This is a genomic window from Paenibacillus sp. Y930 (genome assembly GCF_056786375.1).
In genome coordinates this window covers 101,329-120,234 of record NZ_JBXCIX010000004.1, presented here as the reverse complement: position 1 = coordinate 120,234, position 18,906 = coordinate 101,329, and the positions used below count along the sequence as shown (strand labels likewise).

The following is an 18,906-nucleotide window of genomic DNA, read 5'->3' as shown; positions in this document are numbered from 1 at the left end:
TAATCTATTAAGCTAGCTCTTTCTCAACATACTGCTCGACCGCTGCTTTGAAGCCAATTAATACAGCCGGTAGCTTCCCTAATAACGAATGTAACTCTGAACTTTTCCATTTATAATAATCCTGTACAAGCGGCTTGCGAAGACGTACTAATTCCAATAGATCCGGAACCATACTTTCTGGATAGACACCCTCGCCGCTAGTAATCTCTATAATATCCTCGTAGCTACTTGCATCGCGCATCAGAAAACCATCTATCAGGTAGCTACCAATATCCGTTACAATTTCTATCGCTAGATGTAATGCTCGCTCTTGCGCTAATGCTTGTAGTGCTGCGCCATCCCATTGCTCATTTAATTGTTCCATTGATGCAGTTAGCGTCGGAATTGTCGCGAGCCGAACAGCTATTTGTTCATGATTGACGAAGTACACAAATTCACCGCCTCTAGCAAGTCATTAATTGTTGTTAGACTTATTTTTCTTTTTCGCTTTACGCTTTAGCCAAACTCCCATCACAATACAGCTTACAATAATGATAACAAGATATGTGGCCATTTCATATACATCGCGCATAAATTACCTCTTAGCTTTCGTAGTCAACTGCTACAGAAGATTCACGCACAGTGCTCATATGCTCGATCACCTTTTGGTGAACGGGATGCACTTGATATGCATCAAGATCCGCCATAGTATCGAATTTCGTAATAAGTGCAATATCGTATGAACGTTCAGAGTGGATAATATCTACTCCAACTTCAATGTATTTCAATTGCTCAATTTTACCTTCCATATTGCGAAGCACTTCAGCAGTAACTTCTACTTTCTCAGGGCTATTATCCTTCAACTTAAAAAATACAATGTGTGTAATCAATGAGATTGCCTCCTAAAATTCACGATAATTACGTCTATATGACGCTAGTACTAGTCTAATGATACCCTATGTTGCTTCTAGCCGACAACTATCTACTTTTTGAGGAAGTTCAAAAAGTAGACTTTGATAACGAATTAACGCAGATAGTATATTCGACATCGAATATGAAAGCCCACTTTTTGAACCTCTATTGGAAGTGAAAACTCAGTTAACGAACCTTTTTGGAAGCTTCGTGCTTAATATTGACCGCTCGTGTACTCATACCATACACGTTGCTGGGTATTGTTATAATGCTTGTGATCACGCAGATTATGCTAGAGTTGATTCGGCAACGAATATACCATTTCGACAGAAAAGACTGTCGAGATCAACTCGACAGCCTCTTCTACTTCTACCTTATTAAGCTGCAGTAATAATCAGCTTTGCAGTCATTGTTAAGTGACCTTGTCCGCAAGGAATATTACATTCAATTAGATATTCACCTGGTTTGTCAAATGTTACATCTGTTTCTGGGTTTTCTTTGTTCAAAGATATTGCCACACCATCAACGTCAACTAGATCATTAATATCAATACCGTGTAGACCGCTCTTGTTAGAGAACTTCATTCTAACAGTTTCGCCAACTTTAGCAGTAAATTCTTCTTGGTTAAACGTAAAATCATCTGCAGCAATAATCTTCATTAGTTCTACACCTTCTGGTAGATCTGCTGTTTCATCTTTAGGCTTATCTGGTAAGCCGAAAGCAAGTAAACTTACAGCCATAACTGTAGCAATTGATACTAATGTGAACATAATCCATTTTTGCATTGCAAAGTGCTCCCCTTTATACTCATAATGTCTAATTTCTATATTACCTAACAATACCCAATCTGCTCAACCTATAACTAATATAACTTGAATTTTTTTTGGAAATTATGACAAAATGATGAACATTTCGCGAATTATACAGACATATTTTCATTTAATACTCGTCCACTCTAAAAACCTCGGACATAACAGAACGTACGATCTCATTATATCCCATAGATGCATATTTATGCAAGTGAAGAGGTCGTACACTTTTTCGCATACATAAGCTTCAACAATCGCAGAAACTAGTAGTTATCTATTAACAATAACTATACCTATTAGCGATTATCAATTTTCTCAGGGTATAGATCATGATTCATCAGACGATAGTCAGCCATTTGTTCATATTTCGTGCCTGGACGACCCCAATTCGTATATGGATCGATCGAAATACCACCACGTGGCGTAAATTTACCCCACACTTCAATATAACGTGGCTCCATTAATTCGATAAGATCGTTCATAATAATATTCATGCAATCTTCATGGAAATCGCCATGATTACGGAAGCTGAATAAGTATAACTTTAATGATTTACTCTCTACCATCTTTATATCGGGAATGTAAGAAATGTAGATCGTTGCAAAATCTGGCTGCCCTGTAATTGGACAAAGACTCGTAAATTCAGGACAATTGAATTTAACAAAGTAGTCGCGATTTGGATGCTTATTATCGAATGATTCAAGTATTTCCGGTGCATAATTAAACGAATATTGCGTACCTTGATTGCCAAGCAATGTAATACGATCAAGCTCTTCTTTTTGTCTGCCTTCCATTTAGAACCCCTGCTTTCATTATGTTATATCTGCATAAATTCACTTCAGATACGATGATACTTCAAACCCCTGTTCGTAGCTGATTGTCATTGTGACGCCAATTTTGGCGTTACAGCTAAACATTCGGAGCCACTCTCGATCTGTAACACCAATTTTGGCGTTACAGCCACACTTTTGGAGACACTCTCGATCTGTAGCACCAATTTTAGCGTTACAGCCCTGTGTACGTAATTAGTACACGCGGATATACAATGTTCCTGGAAGAAACATTCCTCGAAAGTATCAATTCACTTCATATGCGACGCCGAGTACGCTACGTTTGAACAATGAAACAAAACCCAGCAATGTGTACTGTTTGAGTACACGAGCGATCAAATGCTCGAAACTTCAAATAGAAGTTCAATAAGTGGGCTTTCGCAAGCTAAGAAGATGGAGCGCTACTTGAGAAAGGCAGAAGCGCAAGTGTACGTTATTGGTACACGCGAACCTACAATGTTTCTGCAAGAAACATACATCGGAAGATTACGCTATATTTTCCAAGTTCGTTTCAGATGCGAAGTTGAATATGCTACGTCAGCATACGCATCGTTATCAAAGTCCGCTTTTTGAACTACCCTTTACAATGAGAGTTCAAAAAGTGGGCTTTCGCAAGCCGAGCAGGTGAAACGCTACTTGAGAAAGGCGGAAGCGCAAGTGTACGTTATTGGTACACGCGAACCGTACTTTCCAAGTTCGTTTCAGATGCGAAGTCGAATATGCTACGTCAGCATACGCATCGTTATCAAAGCCCGCTTTTTGAACTACCTCTAAACGCCTTTTTTGTTGCCCCATATCCAGGTGTGTAGCTGCGGCAACACGTACACCGCGTTCAACTGGCTATCAGCCATCGTTAATTCAATCAACCATTCATAACGCTCTAGCAAATAAGGCAGCATACGCGCTGGCTCTTGCTCCGTCAAATTACCGTTACCAGCTTGCACATAGAATTGAACGCCAGCATATCGTTGATGTACTAATTTGGCATACGCAAGATCAGCATCATCGAACACAACGACCTTCAAACAAAAATGCGAGCCATGCTCAACTAGTTTACTTACAATCTCATCTAGCTTCTCCCAATCCGTCTCCATCCCCGAGCTAGGCGGCTTAGGAGAAATCGTCATATCATCGATGTTTACGAACCAATCCTGCCAACGACTGCCTTGTGTTTCTAGTGCAACTTTCTTCCCACGCTCATGAAGCCCATCAATAAAATAATCTAGCTGCGGCAATAGCGCAGGATTTCCTCCAGAGATCGTGACATGATCGTACGCATCACCAGCAAGTTCATCTAATGAAGCAATAATTTGCCCAGCAGATAGTTGCTGAATCTCATCTTTCGCTGAGCCATCCCATGTAAATGCTGAATCACACCAGCTACAACGATAGTCACAGCCTGCTGTTCGGACAAACATCGTCTTTCGCCCTACAACCATTCCTTCTCCCTGTACAGTAGGACCGAATATTTCCAGTACAGGAATGGTACGTACAGCGTTCATCGTATACCTCCAACCGCATTTAACTGACGCAATAACTTACGCGGACGATAGATACAGTAGCTTGTTGGTGTTTCACGCAAAAATATTTGCACACAAGTTGCCTTATTATCTGTTGTGGCTAGGAAATCATTAACAAGCTCATAAATAGTACGTGCAACGACTTCCGTCGTAGGAAAATAGTTAGGCTCATTATTATTGAAATCTTGATTATGATCGTTCAGTAATGTGTGATCGTAGCGATCATGAATGAGCTTTTTGATAAATGCAAAATTAACAAGAAAACCTGTATCATCTAATTGATCACCAGCAACCGTCACATTAACAAAATACGTATGCCCATGCATCTGCTGACATTGCCCCGCTTTAGGTGATGGTACATAGTGCGCTGCTGCGAATTGAAAATCTTTATTAAGCTCATATTCAAAAGGATGCTCGACTTGAGGATATATTTGCTGTAGCATTACTTTGCACCTCCAGCCTCAGTTAATTGTCGTCTTTCAAGATATTGTTCCAACCCTCTACGACGAAGTTCACATGCCGGACATTCCCCGCAACCATCCGCAGCGATCCCGTTATAGCATGTTAATGTACGTTCACGCACAAAGTCAAACGCACCAAGCTGATCAGCCATCTCCCATGTTTGAGCTTTATCTAACCACATTAAAGGCGTATCGATCACAAATGGATAGTCCATCGAAAGGTTTAATGTAACATTCAATGATTTCACGAATATATCGCGACAATCAGGATAGCCACTGAAGTCAGTCTCACAAACACCCGTCACAATATGCGTTGCACCGATTCCTTTCGCCACAATGGCCGCAAAAGAAAGGAATAGCAAATTACGACCATCAACAAAAGTATTCGGTAGCTCGCCATCCTTCGTTTCAATATCAATATCTGATCGTGTTAAAGCATTAGGAGCAAGCTGGTTCAATAGCCCCATATCTAGTACATGCTGCTTAACCCCTAGCTCCTGCGCAATAGAAGCTGCACATTCAAGCTCTAGCATATGACGTTGACCATAGTTGAATGTAATGACTTCAACCTCTGCAAAGGTTTCTAGCGCCCAGAACAAACAAGTCGTACTATCCTGTCCACCACTAAATACAACAACAGCCTTCTCTTCGTGTAACATCATAATCCTCCTAAAAATTTTTCGTTTACTTCTTGATTACACTTCCTTGCAACGGAAAGTTACATCGGAAGCCTACACTAAAAATTTTCTTATTTATTATATTTTCAGCACGTTTTCCCCTAATGGTAACTAAAAAAGGCGAGCATTACCCCTAATGGGCAATACACGCCGAACACAAAACGACGACGCTCATTATCTTTTACCAGATAATAGCAATCGTTTCGTCTAGTTTTTTATCGAGGGAGTTCGCGAACCTCTCCTGGCTATATTATACCAAAGTATCATAACGCCAGATTTTCCTATTCATTTATCATCAGCTACTATAGCACAGCGTGTCCTACAGCTTCAAGTGTATTTATTGTATATTGAATCAACTGCTCAATATCTTCCATCTGATCCTCATTAATACGACGGTTGAAAGGGAGTTCTATCGTATTACGATAGACGATCGGTAACCATATCGATGAACCTTCAATGGGGTGCAATTCGGTGTCGTACATCGAACTTAATAATTGATGTGGTACCATATCTCGTTCCCAAATCTCGCGAATCGCACGCTCTATTTTTGGGCATTGTTCAAGTGGATTGTCGATCAGGCAATGAAACCGCAGCAGCAAATTACAAGCTGGATATGCTGCTTCCTGTTCTAATATTTCACCCGCCAAATCTTGTACTGAGCTCGTCAATACAATTTCAGCAGAGATTGGAACTTGGTCTAGCTCCAATTGAGTCAGTATGAAAGTAAGCGTCCATGTACGCGACATTACCGCAAGATCAAGATTGTCTTTCCGATCTATAATAGAAATAACATCATCCACATTATCTAGGTCATAAAGTTGGTTTTCAAAAGCTATTTTCAAATTTTCAAAAACTGTTGGATCAAACATCTGCTACCATACCATCCTTTACTATCGTATTTCATAACAATAGTATAACCTATTCGTGAAAATCCTTTTGTGTTTATTTGTATCCTTATATAGTAAACGGATGCAACCGATATCCCGTCATTATCGTATTATAAAATAGCGTTTTCAAATTTCGAAAATATTTAATATAGTAAGTAGACAATATTAGATTGAAAAAATGTACTCCTGCTACAAAATATCGTATACTAAATGGAATATGATAAATAAGCAATGGAGCAATTACTATTAGGGGTGACACAATGGAAGACATTAAGCTGGCCTATGAGCAATTAGGCCTTGAACCATTCGCGGATAAAGATCTAGTAGAAAAAAGATACTCTACTTTATTACGTAAAGATCGTTCCCGTTCCAAACTAACGGCAGAAGAACAAAGTAATGATCCTGATTTTGATTTTCACAAAATTACTGAAGCATACCGTACGATATTAAATTACGAAACAAAGAAATATACCGATGCCTTCGAAGAACAAGAATACGGAAAGTATAAAAAAATGGCTGGGCAAGCGAAGAAATTCGACCATTTTTGGCGCTATTATAAGATACATACCTATATTGCCATCGGTCTTGTCATTGCATTAATATATGGTGTTTTCGCTTTCATAGACAATCAAGAAGAGAAAAGATACTTAGCTAGCTTACCTCCGATTGATGTTCAAATGTCGTTTTTAGGTAACTATTTTGACACGAGTGAAGATAAGTCCTTCGAGACTACAAACGCTAAATTCCTAGCCGATTTCCCAGAGTTCCAAAGAGTAAAAACTGATATTATTTATGTTCCTGAGGATCAAGCTACGCAATACGCTTATATACAGAAGGCATTTGTCATGCTTATAACAGAGTCGCCCGATCTTTACATTGTAGATGATGCGATGTTCAACTATATCGCACCGCAAGAGATATTAATTCCACTTGAAGAAGTAACATCACTGAGCAATGTACTAGATAGTAAATATGCTATTACTGCTGCTTTAACCGATGATAATGATGTGATCATCGAGGAGCATATCTATGCAATTGACCTTACAGACAGCTCACTTAATAAAGGTTTGCCAATCGCACATTCCAAATTAATTGTAGGTATTCGCGCTGATGCGCCACATCCAGAAAAAGCGCTCGAGCTTATTGAACATTATGTACAAACATTACCTCTTCCATAATTACTCTAGCAATGTATGAAATTCATACATTGCTAGAGTTCTCGACAAAGGGGTTCGGAATAAATTATTCCGAACCCCTTTGTCGTTGTAGAGATTTCGTCAGTTCATCCTAATTTAACAAAGTTTATCAACTAGTTTGTTTGCAGTCTCATCATAAGAACGCTGATCGTAATCTATCACTTATATTGTAACGCTACTTGAATATGTTGATTATAGTTACCAAAACCTTCACCGAATATCGTAACCCCACCACAATTTTTCGCATCGCTACTGCAACTAATTCTCAATAATATTTCTTTATCGCAATCAATATTAAGATCGGAAATCGTTATATCAGATAACTGCACGCCATCGATAAATGAGCCCTGTTCTGTCACTCTTATATGCTTCATAATGCCGTGCTGAATATCTTTGTACCACCAACTAGGAGTAAATACCCCCTGCTCTTTGCCAAAGCGACCTGGATAGGTCCACACACCAATTTCCGTTCCATTAATACTGAATACAATATCTGATGGCAGCATTTGTGAAGATGAGCATGGCGTTTCCGAGCATATTTCCAAAGCAACTTCAAGCGCTAATAATTGATCATTGTAGATCATATAGTTCGGTATGCGATACTCTACATATCCTGAGCTAAACCAAACTATGCTTGCATCGCGATGAATAGGATCAGCGAAATATCGTGGATCATCACACATACCAAGCATAGTCGTCTGGGAAGCTAAGCCGCAACTTGGTTTCACATCATATGCAGTATACATCCCTACCGGTACATCAACCTCATACCGTTTTCCTTGATTAGCCGTAATATCCAATATTGCTTGTTGTGACGGCAATGTAAAATCTAAAACCATCTTGTCCAGCTGTAGGAAACATCGTTTCTGCTGCCCCCTTTGTCCTGCGATTAGTTCACTTCCAACGATACCTGCTGCTTCTAACATTTGAATATGACGCGTTACAATTGGCGGCTTAATATCTAATGATTGCGATAACTGCTTAATATTCATCGGTGCTTGCTTCAACAATTCAATCATTTTAATTCGAGTAGGCGAAGCAAAGCATTCTAATATATAGCTATTGTCTGTCGTAACTGTTACTTCCATCTTAAATCCCCTTAAATTTTTATTAACTGTTTGCTCGATTATATAACTTAAAAGTTAACCTTTCAACAACGTTTGAAAAGTTGACAGCAATTTTCATGTGAAATACAATGAAATCAAGCAATACTATCACCATTAGATTACCTTTTTAGGCAACTATAATGTTTTATGCTTACGAAGCTACTTTTTATTTGCATGAAGCACTACGAGAAGTTAATAAAAAATTTTAGGAGGCATTACTATTCTACCATTCTCATTCCATAACCCTACACGTATTATTTTCGGTGAAGGCACTACTCAGCAAGTTGGTACTGTAACAGCTACATATGGTACAAAAGTTTTACTTGTGTACGGTGGCAATAGCATTAAAAAATCCGGACTATATGATCAAGTTATTGAACAATTAACAGCTTCCGGTGTGCAATATGTTGAATTGGCTGGCATTGAGCCTAACCCAAGACTTACAAGTGTTTACGAAGGGATATCACTTTGTCGTGAACATAATGTCGATTTCATTCTCGCTGTTGGCGGTGGCAGTGTTATCGATGCTTCCAAAGCGATTGCAGCAGGAGTACACTATGACGGCGATGTATGGGATTTCTTCACTAGTAAAGCACACATCGAATCAGCGCTTCCACTCGGTACAATTCTAACATTGGCTGCGACAGGTACCGAGATGAACGGCTCGATGGTTATTAGCCATTGGGAAAGTAAATTGAAACGCGGCTCCGGTAGCCCGCATGTATACCCTCGTTTCTCTATTCTAGACCCAACGCTAACATTTACCGTTCCACGACATCAGACCGTATATGGCTCTATCGATATTATGTCGCATGTGTTCGAACAGTATTTCAGTCTAACACCAGATACGCCACTTCAAGAACGTTTCTGTGAAGCTATACTACAAACCGTTATTGAAAATGTTGAAGTAGCTATCGCAAATCCAAATGACGCAGCAGCAAGAGCGAATCTCATGTGGTGCGGCACGATGGCGCTGAATGGCGGACAAATCTCGCTTGGTATGCGTAATGACTGGGCATCTCATGGTATTGAGCATGAGATCAGTGCCATCTACGATATTCCCCATGGTGCTGGCTTATCGATCGTCTTCCCGAATTGGATGGAATATGTATACAAAGAACGTCCTGATCGCTTTGCTCAATATGCTACTCGTGTATGGGGTATTAGTAGTGAAGGGAAAAGTGAAGATGAGCTTGCATTAGCAGGTATTCAAGCGACCCGTGACTTTTTCACTAAAATTGGCGGAGAAGCTACGCTTGCACAGTTCGATATCGATGGCAGTCAATTAGAGAGAATGGCTATTGAAGCTGTCCGTTATGGTCCTATTGGATCATTCAAGCAGTTGGATCAAGAAGACGTACATGCCATATTGAAAAATTGCTTGTAAGATGAAGCTCAATACAGTTGCTTGTGATCACGATGACTATGCTGATGTAGCGTATTCGGCGGAAAAAGATATAGAAAACTAATTAAAATTTTAGGAGGAATCATATTAATGACTACTACTAATAGTAACAACGTAGCATTACAAAATGGTGTACAAATGCCTATTCTAGGTCTAGGCGTCTGGAAGGTTACTGATGAGGTTGCTGAAAATACAGTCCGACAAGCCATTGAAGCTGGCTATCATGCCATTGATACAGCTGCAGGATATGGTAATGAAGCTGGCGTTGGTCGCGGCATCGCTGCTAGCGGTGTTAATCGTGAGCAAATCTTCGTTACTACAAAAATTCGGAATGGCGATCAAGGCTATCAAGAAGCTTTAGCAGCTTTCGATGACAGCCGTAGTAAGCTCAATATGGATATCGTCGATCTACTTCTTATCCATTGGCCTGTAAAAGGCAAATATACAGAGACATGGAAAGCGTTAGAAGAAATTTATGCGAAAGGCTATGCACGTGCGATCGGAGTAAGTAACTTCCAACCTCATCATCTTGATGATATTGCTGCGATGAGTGAGATTGCACCGATGGTTAATCAAGTAGAATTCCACCCTCTGCTTACACAAGAGCCGCTTCGTCAATATTGCGCTTCGCATAATATAAAATTAACAGCATGGAGTCCGTTAATGCAAGGTAATCTCGATATTCCATTGCTGCAGAATATCGCTGCAAAGTATAATAAATCAGCAGCACAAATTGTATTGCGTTGGGATATTCAAAACGGTGTAATCACTATTCCGAAGACAATAACACCAGCGCGTCTCGTTGAAAATGCTAATGTGTTTGATTTTGAACTTACAAGTGATGAAATAGCGCAAATTTCTGCGCTTAATGAGAACAAACGCTTTGGCCCAGATCCTGATAATTTCAATTTTTAATTACCGAAAGCAGTGCAGATTATCTGTGCTGCTTTTCTCTACCTTAATATTATTATAACTCTTAGGCAAATTTGACTTGTCTCGACAATTTCTAATACGATTTTACATTCATCCAAACTTTTTTAAGTCTATTGACCTACAGGAATAAAGATAGCAAATGTCGAACTTCTTTGAAGATAATGCTAATAAAAAGGTTATGATGAAAGGGTGAACTCGATTGAAGCTGAAGTCAATTGCAGGAGGAAGTCATGATAGTGTTTTAAGTAATGAACATACTAAAGTATTTCGTACGATTATCGAAAAACAAACCCATCGAGCGTTTCCGCATCACAATTTTATGCAGTTTGTTAGAACATTAAGTGATTACGATAAATTAATGCTAGCAATTGCCTTACAATTACCATTCACAAAAAAAGATTTACGAAAATGGCCAGACCTCTTATTTATTAAAAAACTCAGTATCGTACTTAAAAAAGCTTCCACAGATATAACGGCAAAGCAACAACTTTTGATCTATATTACAAGTCTCATTATTATAGATACACCATCACTAGAACAGCTTGACGAAAACTTAATAGAGCATATAGCTACATATGGCTATTGGAGCGTATATTGGACTATTTATTACCACCAAGATCGAGAAATTAATGAAGAGTTATGTTTACTGATATTAGATAAATTACATCCGCATTATATTCACGAAAGTGTCACGCAAGAAGTAGCGGCTACAGCGAACACGGTACCAACGCTTGTGCAGGATCAAAATAAATTCGAAAAAAAGATAGCTGTACTAGAAGATAAAATCAGTAAAGAAATTACAACGAGACAACAATTAGAGCTTTCTGGGGTGCAAAAAGATAAATTAAATCGCCAATTACAGCAAGAACAGGACAAGCTAACCTTGCAAGCCGAGCAGCTAAAGGAGCAGCTAACTATGTATGAAGTAAAAGTAGAACAGATGGAACGATCCCAGCACAACATTGCCCAGAAACGAAAAGAAGAAGAAGATCGATGGCTTATTGAACGCAGTCAATTATTATTACAGACGAAGCAATATTGCGACGAGTTGAAGAAGTCTACGCAACTACAAGAGCATTTACAAAAAGAATTAGATGAAACTAAAAAACAAGCTACTAATTTGCAGCAATTAGCACAACAAAGACAGGAACAAGTAACGGCAACGTCTAAGATCACATTAAATTTGGATCAGCAATTAACAGCAACGACCATTAGTCTTCATCGAGAATTAGATCAATACAATGAAACTCTTATTCGTGCTTTAGAGCAATCATTGACACCGCAACTTGAGCTGAGAGCACTTTATCGCCAGAAAATAAGAGATGCACTAGAACTTATTGAAAACATCGAAAAATTCCAGCTTGATCAGCAGCAACTTTCCCAAACTATAGCACAAGCGAAAGAGCCCACAGCTATTCAACAGCCACAAACTCCTATCGTAGCAACAACGCAGCAGGACATCCCTACGTTACCTATCGAGTTACCAGAAAAACAAGGTGCGATGCTTTATGGTACATTCTATCGCCGCGATCATGGAGGGTATATTTCGCTTGAAAATAATGATATTTTCAATATTACAGAATCACTTGTTCAGCAACTAGAGTTACAGCATGAGGCAGAAGTACTATGCACGCCGACCGCTCATCCTGGTAGACACAATCACTATACCATTGAGCTGCTTTTCCAGGGTGATGATAACTTCTCGCCAATTAATCAATATGACGGGTTCGTACATCAGGATGAAGATATGAAATGGTATTGTATCGATCTCAACGGTGAAGACAATCGCTTCCCAATTCATTTCAAAGATGTAGAAATTCAAAAGCCTGTACATGGCGATCCATGTACATTTAACGTAGCTGAGGATGGACATATTGCAAGATTAACTCGTCTATATCGATTGCATGGTGATATGACAGATGTTCACCCTGCCCGCAAAAAATCAGATAAGCCAAAAGAAGCGACCGCTTCACCATCGCGTCATAAACTGGAGCCTTTCCTTGCTGATTGTACAATTACCATTATTGGTGGCCAACGTAAATGGTTTGAAACAGTCGTAAAAGCAACTGGTGCCGAGCTCATTCACGATGGTGGTGAACGTCCGGAGCGTATTGCCTCTGATCTAGGTCGTTCACAAGCATTATTTATGATTTTGACATCGACATCGCATCGCGCAACTTGGGAAGGCATTGAAATTGCAAAAATGAATCAAGTCCCTCATTTCGTTATTCAAGGTTCTAAATCAAATCTGCGGATGCTACTGTGGGAAAATCAAGAGCTTATTCGCAACTCGAATCGGATGGCTAACTGATCAGTGAAAGGCGTGTTTGATGCTCCGATGTCCGCTGCGATGACAGTCATTACTCCAATCGACTTTTGTAGCACGATTTATCCGAATTAGCTAAGGGGAATAAATCGCGCTACAAGGCCGAACGCTCCGCTTTTCCATAACAACTGTCCTCTCCGCTGCTTTAGTTCATACGCAACGCTCACTGATCAGTGAGCGTTGGGTAAGTAAGGCTTTTTATCGGAGGACAAGAACTTATATAGTTAACCGATTCCTCCCTTCATTCATCACATAACAAAGGCTGATCATCAACTAAACTGTACCCTTTATAAAGTTTTTTCACACTACATGCTCTCCCCCTTTTCTAATTTTCAAAGTATTGTCAGGCTGAATCCAATATCTTTCTTCCACAATTTCCGGAATATTTCTTATAACTTCTTGATCTTTCTTATAAACTAATATTCTACACTCTTCTTGATAAATTCTTAATTAAAATTATTAATATGTGGAATTGATAATAAATTTTTTACAAACCTAAGACTGTTGGTTTTGTTGATGAGTCAGACATGAATAATATGAAATCGTTTTAATCAAATTTGTATTTTTGGTTATTTTAAGTAACTAATGAGTACGAGCTATCGTCTATAATATAGCAATTTGATTATTGAAAGGAGACCAGAGGCAAGCAACAAATTTCATTGAAGGAGTTTGAATTATATGAGAAAAGTAATTGCAATATTGATTTTTTAGGTTTGGTTATAGGGTGCGGTACTTCTGATGTGGAGCCATATACTCCCTCCTTAGCAACAAATAATGAAAATTTGAATGAACAACAATTGGCTAATAAAGTGATAGACGAATCCACAATTATTGTGCACGAAAAAAATGACGATTGGAAAGAAATACATGCTGTCCTCCAGACAAAAGAAGGAACCTATGAAATTGGACAAATTGGATATGATGATAATGATTATTCCATAAATTTAGTTGAGGTTTTTAATCAATCCTTTATAAAAATAATTGGATCTATAGGAGCTAGCACCCAAATTTCTGATTACGTATCAACTATAACTTTCCCACCAACTCTTTTGCATTTCGAAGCATATACTATTGAGGCTGATGTAGACCAAGATGGAATTAAGGAAATCATTTCTACCATAGGCACTGCAGCTGAAACAACTATCTATAAAATGGTGAACAATTCGCTTATGTACGTTAATCTAAATGAGATTATGAATGCAAGGGAGGTAACATATGATGAAAATACCAACACCTTTCAAGCAACAGATATGGATGGACAGCCTTCTACATGGAAAATTGTAAATAACCAGTTACAATTTGTTACATAAAAATCCTAAAGAGATCAATCAATCCCTAAATGAAGTTGGTTCCCTAAAGTCCAATTCTTTTCGAATGAGGTTGGAATCAACAATCAACTGTACTAATTCGAGATTTGGCGAGGTCTCCTTTTTCAGTACATTAAAAACTAAGTAATAGCAAGGCTTTAGTTTTATCAATTTGATTAATTATGAAATTTAAATGTATTGTGTAAAATCATTAAGAGGTATATAATTCAGTTGTAATAATTTGTAATATAATCAATCATAAGGGAGTGATAAATGTAAATAACTTCAGTGACAAATATGTTAGTTACCTATCCAATGCATTTACTGTGAAGAGCGAATAAGTCGCTTAGAATTATTTAGGAGGGATTTTGTTGCTTAAGAGCTTAAATAAAATTTTATGTGTGACTCTAATAGTGGGTGTAATGACCTCATTCCATACTTCTGCATTTGCTTCATCCACAAAAGAACCGGAAATAAAGTTCATGGATATGACTAAGGATCAGTCTGACTTCGTGGATTCTAAAGGTAAAAAAATCAAATCAGTGTCCTTTCATTCACAACCTCTTAGATTTAAAGTATCTCTCGATAGAGAACAAAAAGAACCTAATAACGATATGAACAATGCTTCACAAACATACCTTAACTATAACAATATCGGATACATGGATTCCAAAGAAGACATGGATTATTACAAAATCACATTCAGAAATACAAAAACTAAAGCAGGGCTGGTAGATGTCACTCTAGACGGTATCCCTGATGATAGCAATTATACGTTAACCATTTATGAACCTTCAAAATCAGGATATAATGCATATGTTTTTGATGTTAAAGATACTGATGAAAATATCATTACGTTATTAGATTTTAAGGTATATACAGGAGTAGAGTATTTGGTTAAGATTAACAGCCCAGCTGGCAATTACGATAAAGAACTACCTTACAAATTAAGATTCGAACAGAAATAAGGTTAATCTAAACTCTTTTTAACTGGATTTCGTTCCTTCTGCATGTTTTTGAACTTAAAAAGCTATTCTTTGGTCAGTGGCTAACAATACATGTTCTTGTCCTCCGACAGGAAAGCGTAAAAAAACAGAAAGCAAGTACAAGTATTCGCTCCAAATGATACTTGTACTTGCTTTCTGTTTTTCGTATTCTGTTTCTAACTCTGTCGTATATGCTTCTTTATTATGCGATTTAAAGCGAATTTTCGCTTTATTTTACTAAGTTTCGCGCCGACACATCGTAGCGGAGAGAACTAATCGCTCGTGGTATGTGGTCGTTTTTGTCCTCGGATTTATACCACTATTCATATTACAATAAATCCGAGGACAACGGCGATCAGAACAGTGATTTGTTCTTGGAGCGAACTCCGATCAGTTCTCGCAGCGTAATCGCGGTAAGATCTGCTCGCCGAATATCGTTAGATCCTCTACATAATCTGGGAATGTTAGCATCATCCCATCAATCCCAGTAATATCTAATATTTCTTGAATACGCTTCGTAATTGAATCAACACTTCCGTGAATCGTTTCGGTCATAAATGCACTTTTGGCACGAGCAACCATCGAATTTTCGCGACCATCAGGATCAAGTCCATAGCTGCGAAGCATTCCTTTGATCGCTCCTGTATCTGCACCTTCTTGGTACAGCTTCATTCGTTGCTCAGCTGCTTCATCTGTATCGCCAGGGACAATAGTGAACATCGCATACGTTTTGATTGTTTTGTTCCGATCAGCAGCCATTTGCTTCGCACGTTTACTAACCGTTGCTAATTCATCCAGATCACGTCCACCAATAAAGCTCGCATCCCCTTCATCAATCGTGAAGCTAAGTCCCTTCTCGGATTGACCTGCACAAATAATTTCAGGGCGAGGCTTCTGCACAGGCTTCGGCAGTGACTCGCAGTTATCCATTGTAAAATATTGACCTTGATGCGTTACGACATCTTCACTCCACAGTCGCTTCACAACATGCATCCATTCCTTCGCCAGATCATAGCGCTCACTATGTCCAAGCTCCTCCGGCCACATGCCCATCTGCCGGAATTCATTAGCATACGATCCCGATACGACATTCATCCCAACTCGGCCATTACTAATCTGATCGAGTGTCGCAAACATTTTCGCCGCAACCGCAGGATTGAACAACAATGTATGCACCGTTGCATATATTTTCACTCTCGATGTCGCTTCAGCAAGACCCGCCATCATCGTCATCGACTCTAACGAAGTCCCCCAGTGATTCGTCGAGCCGCCGTAACCTTTCCATTTGGCCATAGACATAATAAAATCAAGGCCCAGTTCATCCGCGATTTTTGCGGCTTTGCGATTAATATCGTAGCAGCCGTTCAGCGTTGGCGTCGTCTCAGAAATAATCCAACCGCCATTCGTTATTGGAAGAAACACACCAAAGTCAATATGTCGATAGCTCGCTTCTGTCATATTCACTCACTCCTCAGCTTTTCATATACTATCCTCTATACTTCTCACTAATGAAAAGTACTACGGAAGCTTTAACCCATTAATCATTATTATGGCCATATAAGCTCGGTACCTGTATAGATTGCATCGATAAATGAGTTGTTCATAACTTCATTGACCGTTAGTTGCTTCCCAATAACTTTAGCATCAAACAACATTTGAATTTCGCGATTCCATTGTTCATCTGTTTGCCACGCCACACCATGATTAGCATCTTTCGCTTTTTCTAACAATTCACTTTCAACATGCCAGCGATTGGTTTCCGCTTCAATATCATAGACCGATTCGGAGCGTGCTGCTAGCACTGCAATGGATTCATCTATATTGCTAATAGCATATTCATGCGCCTTGGCTACTGCTCGTAAAAAGTCTTCTACCGTTGACGGGTTAGCAGCCGCGAACTTATCATTAACAGCTAGTACACCGAATGAGGTTTCTGCACCATATTCCCCCGGGTCAATAACGCGCACGTCATGACCTAGCAATTCCATTTGATAAGGCTCATTCGATTTGTATACTGTTAGCGCATCGATCTTTCCAGTAGCAAGAATAGTCGGATCATAGCCAACTGAAACACCCTTCACATCTGCAACGTCCATTCCATTATATTGTAGCATCGCGATTAAATTAGCTGGTAATGCACCATGATAACCAATCGTTTTCCCTTTCAGATCAGTAGGCTTATAAATGTCAGAATCATTCATTACAAGTAAAGCACTCGTACCTTCCGCTCCGAACGTTGCAATACCGCTAATTTCCGCTCCATTAGCAACAGCTTGTATCACTTGGCTAGGTGTTCCAGAGCTTGCAATTTGTGCTTTATTAGCTGCTAGAAACTTCATACCTTCGGCATCAAGCCCGGGAATAATCTTCACATTTAACCCTAACTCTGCAAAATAACCTAATTCATCAGCCATCACGACTTGAATATCTGGTGGAGAAGCTGCGTAATAAAATCCTGTTATATACGTAATCTCACCAACAGCTTCATTCAACGCTTTACGTTCTGCTAAGCTAAGTTCTACATTTGCAGCAGTATTATCGTCCTGCTCCATGAGATCAGAACCATTAGAGCCCTCACTACAGCCTGCCATAAAAAGCAGCAATGAAAGTGCTAGTATCGTTATAGATTGCTTCATCATCATTATTTACTCCTTCAACTTTTTATCGAAAGTATAAACTTCAACTTCACTTTAACTTCTTGTTACAGTTCACTTAATTCCAATTATCAGATGACAGATGCCAATACAGCACTTTTCGCTCAATATATCTAACAATATTTGTAAGGGTAATTCCCATAATCGCTAGCATAAAAATAGCAGCAAACATGCGATTCGTCTGCATATAATTGCCTGCCATCATAATAACATTACCTAGTCCTCCTGTTGCACCGCTCCACTCACCAACGACAGCACCCATCACACTTAGACTTACGCAAGTTTTGGCTGCACTGAACAAATAAGGCAAGCTATTCGGGAAGCGCAGTTTTATTAATATTTCTAATTTACTAGCATGCAATGAACGCATATATTGATAATGATTTTCGTCGATGGAACGAAGGCCCATAATGGAATTCACTAGCATCGGGAAAAAAGTAATAATAGAAGCCACTAATACTTTTGGTAACATACCAAAACCAAACCATAATATAAAGAGCGGAGCAACAGCCATAATCGGTGTCACATTAGCAAGTACCGCAATCGGTAGCAATGTACGCTCTAGCACAGATGAATGTGCCATTAATACACCCATCACAATAGCAACGCTCATGCCAAGCAAAAATCCTAATACAGCCTCCTGCAATGTAATCCATGCGTGTGAAATATAGAAGCTGAATGAACTTATAAACTCTTGAATAACCGCAGTCGGCGCCGGTAGAGTAATCGGACTAATATTAAAGATCATTGTACATAATTCCCATATTATAAATAAGCCTACAAACGCAGCTAATGGCGGCCAATAGGCAGAACGGACATATTTTCTTTTGAATCGCTTTGCGAACCGTCTTTTGCGAACCTTTACATCCAAAGCTGCTTTCCCCTGCTCGTTAACTATACTCACAATAGATGCTTCCT

General features: G+C 39.1%; 18 protein-coding genes and 1 riboswitch. Of the genes, 6 read left to right on the top strand and 12 right to left on the bottom strand.

Annotated elements, in window-relative coordinates; all coding sequences use genetic code 11:
- Nucleotides 1–7: 7 nt before the first annotated feature.
- From AC1TO5_RS12840 to AC1TO5_RS12805, 8 genes are all read right to left on the bottom strand, one after another.
- A complete protein-coding gene (locus tag AC1TO5_RS12840; protein ID WP_482063218.1) occupies nt 8–430 on the bottom strand; it encodes a DUF86 domain-containing protein in 423 nt (140 codons plus the stop codon).
- A 151-nt stretch (nt 431–581) separates the two neighbouring features.
- Complete coding sequence (locus AC1TO5_RS12835; protein ID WP_482063217.1) at nt 582–869, bottom strand: Dabb family protein; 288 nt, start codon at nt 867–869, stop codon at nt 582–584.
- A 399-nt stretch (nt 870–1,268) separates the two neighbouring features.
- A complete protein-coding gene (locus tag AC1TO5_RS12830; RefSeq protein ID WP_482063216.1) occupies nt 1,269–1,676 on the bottom strand; it encodes a cupredoxin domain-containing protein in 408 nt (135 codons plus the stop codon).
- 320 nt (nt 1,677–1,996) lie between these two features.
- Nucleotides 1,997–2,494, bottom strand: coding sequence for a preQ(1) synthase (gene queF / locus AC1TO5_RS12825; protein ID WP_482063215.1), 498 nt, complete (start codon nt 2,492–2,494; stop codon nt 1,997–1,999).
- 806 nt (nt 2,495–3,300) lie between these two features.
- Complete coding sequence (gene queE / locus AC1TO5_RS12820; RefSeq protein ID WP_482063214.1) at nt 3,301–4,032, bottom strand: 7-carboxy-7-deazaguanine synthase QueE; 732 nt, start codon at nt 4,030–4,032, stop codon at nt 3,301–3,303.
- Nucleotides 4,029–4,493 carry a 6-carboxytetrahydropterin synthase QueD gene (gene queD, locus AC1TO5_RS12815; protein WP_482063213.1) on the bottom strand — a complete coding sequence of 155 codons (465 nt, stop codon included), beginning with the start codon at nt 4,491–4,493 and terminating at the stop codon, nt 4,029–4,031. The genes queE and queD overlap by 4 nt, the downstream gene beginning before the upstream one ends.
- On the bottom strand, nt 4,493–5,170 hold the full coding sequence (gene queC / locus AC1TO5_RS12810) for a 7-cyano-7-deazaguanine synthase QueC (RefSeq protein ID WP_482063643.1): 678 nt from the start codon (nt 5,168–5,170) through the stop codon (nt 4,493–4,495). The genes queD and queC overlap by 1 nt, the downstream gene beginning before the upstream one ends.
- 219 nt (nt 5,171–5,389) lie before the next feature.
- Nucleotides 5,390–5,433: riboswitch (PreQ1 riboswitch) on the bottom strand.
- Between the two features lie 57 nt (nt 5,434–5,490).
- Nucleotides 5,491–6,057 carry a hypothetical protein gene (locus tag AC1TO5_RS12805; protein WP_482063212.1) on the bottom strand — a complete coding sequence of 189 codons (567 nt, stop codon included), beginning with the start codon at nt 6,055–6,057 and terminating at the stop codon, nt 5,491–5,493.
- Nucleotides 6,058–6,335: 278 nt separating this feature from the next.
- On the opposite strand from AC1TO5_RS12805, the gene AC1TO5_RS12800 reads away from it, so the two are divergent.
- Nucleotides 6,336–7,253: a J domain-containing protein gene (locus AC1TO5_RS12800; RefSeq protein ID WP_482063211.1), complete on the top strand. Its 918-nt coding sequence runs from the start codon at nt 6,336–6,338 to the stop codon at nt 7,251–7,253.
- A 176-nt stretch (nt 7,254–7,429) separates the two neighbouring features.
- Here the strand turns inward: AC1TO5_RS12800 and AC1TO5_RS12795 are convergent, their stop codons facing one another.
- Nucleotides 7,430–8,359 carry an ArsR/SmtB family transcription factor gene (locus AC1TO5_RS12795; protein WP_482063210.1) on the bottom strand — a complete coding sequence of 310 codons (930 nt, stop codon included), beginning with the start codon at nt 8,357–8,359 and terminating at the stop codon, nt 7,430–7,432.
- A gap of 238 nt (nt 8,360–8,597) precedes the next feature.
- Between AC1TO5_RS12795 and AC1TO5_RS12790 the strand changes: the two genes are divergently transcribed.
- The 5 genes from AC1TO5_RS12790 (at nt 8,598) to AC1TO5_RS12770 (ending at nt 15,316) form a co-directional block, all read left to right on the top strand.
- Nucleotides 8,598–9,764 (top strand): iron-containing alcohol dehydrogenase, encoded by a 1,167-nt coding sequence (locus tag AC1TO5_RS12790; RefSeq protein WP_482063642.1) that lies wholly within the window; start codon nt 8,598–8,600, stop codon nt 9,762–9,764.
- 108 nt (nt 9,765–9,872) lie between these two features.
- Nucleotides 9,873–10,697, top strand: a complete 825-nt coding sequence (locus AC1TO5_RS12785) for an aldo/keto reductase (protein ID WP_482063209.1) — start codon at nt 9,873–9,875, stop codon at nt 10,695–10,697.
- A 217-nt stretch (nt 10,698–10,914) separates the two neighbouring features.
- The gene (locus AC1TO5_RS12780) at nt 10,915–13,026 is read left to right on the top strand and encodes a hypothetical protein (protein WP_482063208.1); all 2,112 of its coding nucleotides are present in this window, start codon (nt 10,915–10,917) and stop codon (nt 13,024–13,026) included.
- Between the two features lie 674 nt (nt 13,027–13,700).
- Nucleotides 13,701–14,351 carry a hypothetical protein gene (locus AC1TO5_RS12775; RefSeq protein WP_482063207.1) on the top strand — a complete coding sequence of 217 codons (651 nt, stop codon included), beginning with the start codon at nt 13,701–13,703 and terminating at the stop codon, nt 14,349–14,351.
- A 368-nt stretch (nt 14,352–14,719) separates the two neighbouring features.
- Nucleotides 14,720–15,316 (top strand): hypothetical protein, encoded by a 597-nt coding sequence (locus tag AC1TO5_RS12770; RefSeq protein WP_482063206.1) that lies wholly within the window; start codon nt 14,720–14,722, stop codon nt 15,314–15,316.
- A 408-nt stretch (nt 15,317–15,724) separates the two neighbouring features.
- On the opposite strand, the gene AC1TO5_RS12765 is transcribed toward AC1TO5_RS12770, so the two are convergent.
- The 3 genes from AC1TO5_RS12765 to AC1TO5_RS12755 form a co-directional block, all read right to left on the bottom strand.
- Nucleotides 15,725–16,792 (bottom strand): LLM class flavin-dependent oxidoreductase, encoded by a 1,068-nt coding sequence (locus AC1TO5_RS12765; RefSeq protein ID WP_482063205.1) that lies wholly within the window; start codon nt 16,790–16,792, stop codon nt 15,725–15,727.
- A gap of 89 nt (nt 16,793–16,881) precedes the next feature.
- A complete protein-coding gene (locus AC1TO5_RS12760) occupies nt 16,882–17,976 on the bottom strand; it encodes an ABC transporter substrate-binding protein (protein ID WP_482063204.1) in 1,095 nt (364 codons plus the stop codon).
- Between the two features lie 70 nt (nt 17,977–18,046).
- The gene (locus tag AC1TO5_RS12755; RefSeq protein ID WP_482063203.1) at nt 18,047–18,892 is read right to left on the bottom strand and encodes an ABC transporter permease; all 846 of its coding nucleotides are present in this window, start codon (nt 18,890–18,892) and stop codon (nt 18,047–18,049) included.
- Nucleotides 18,893–18,906 lie beyond the last annotated feature (14 nt).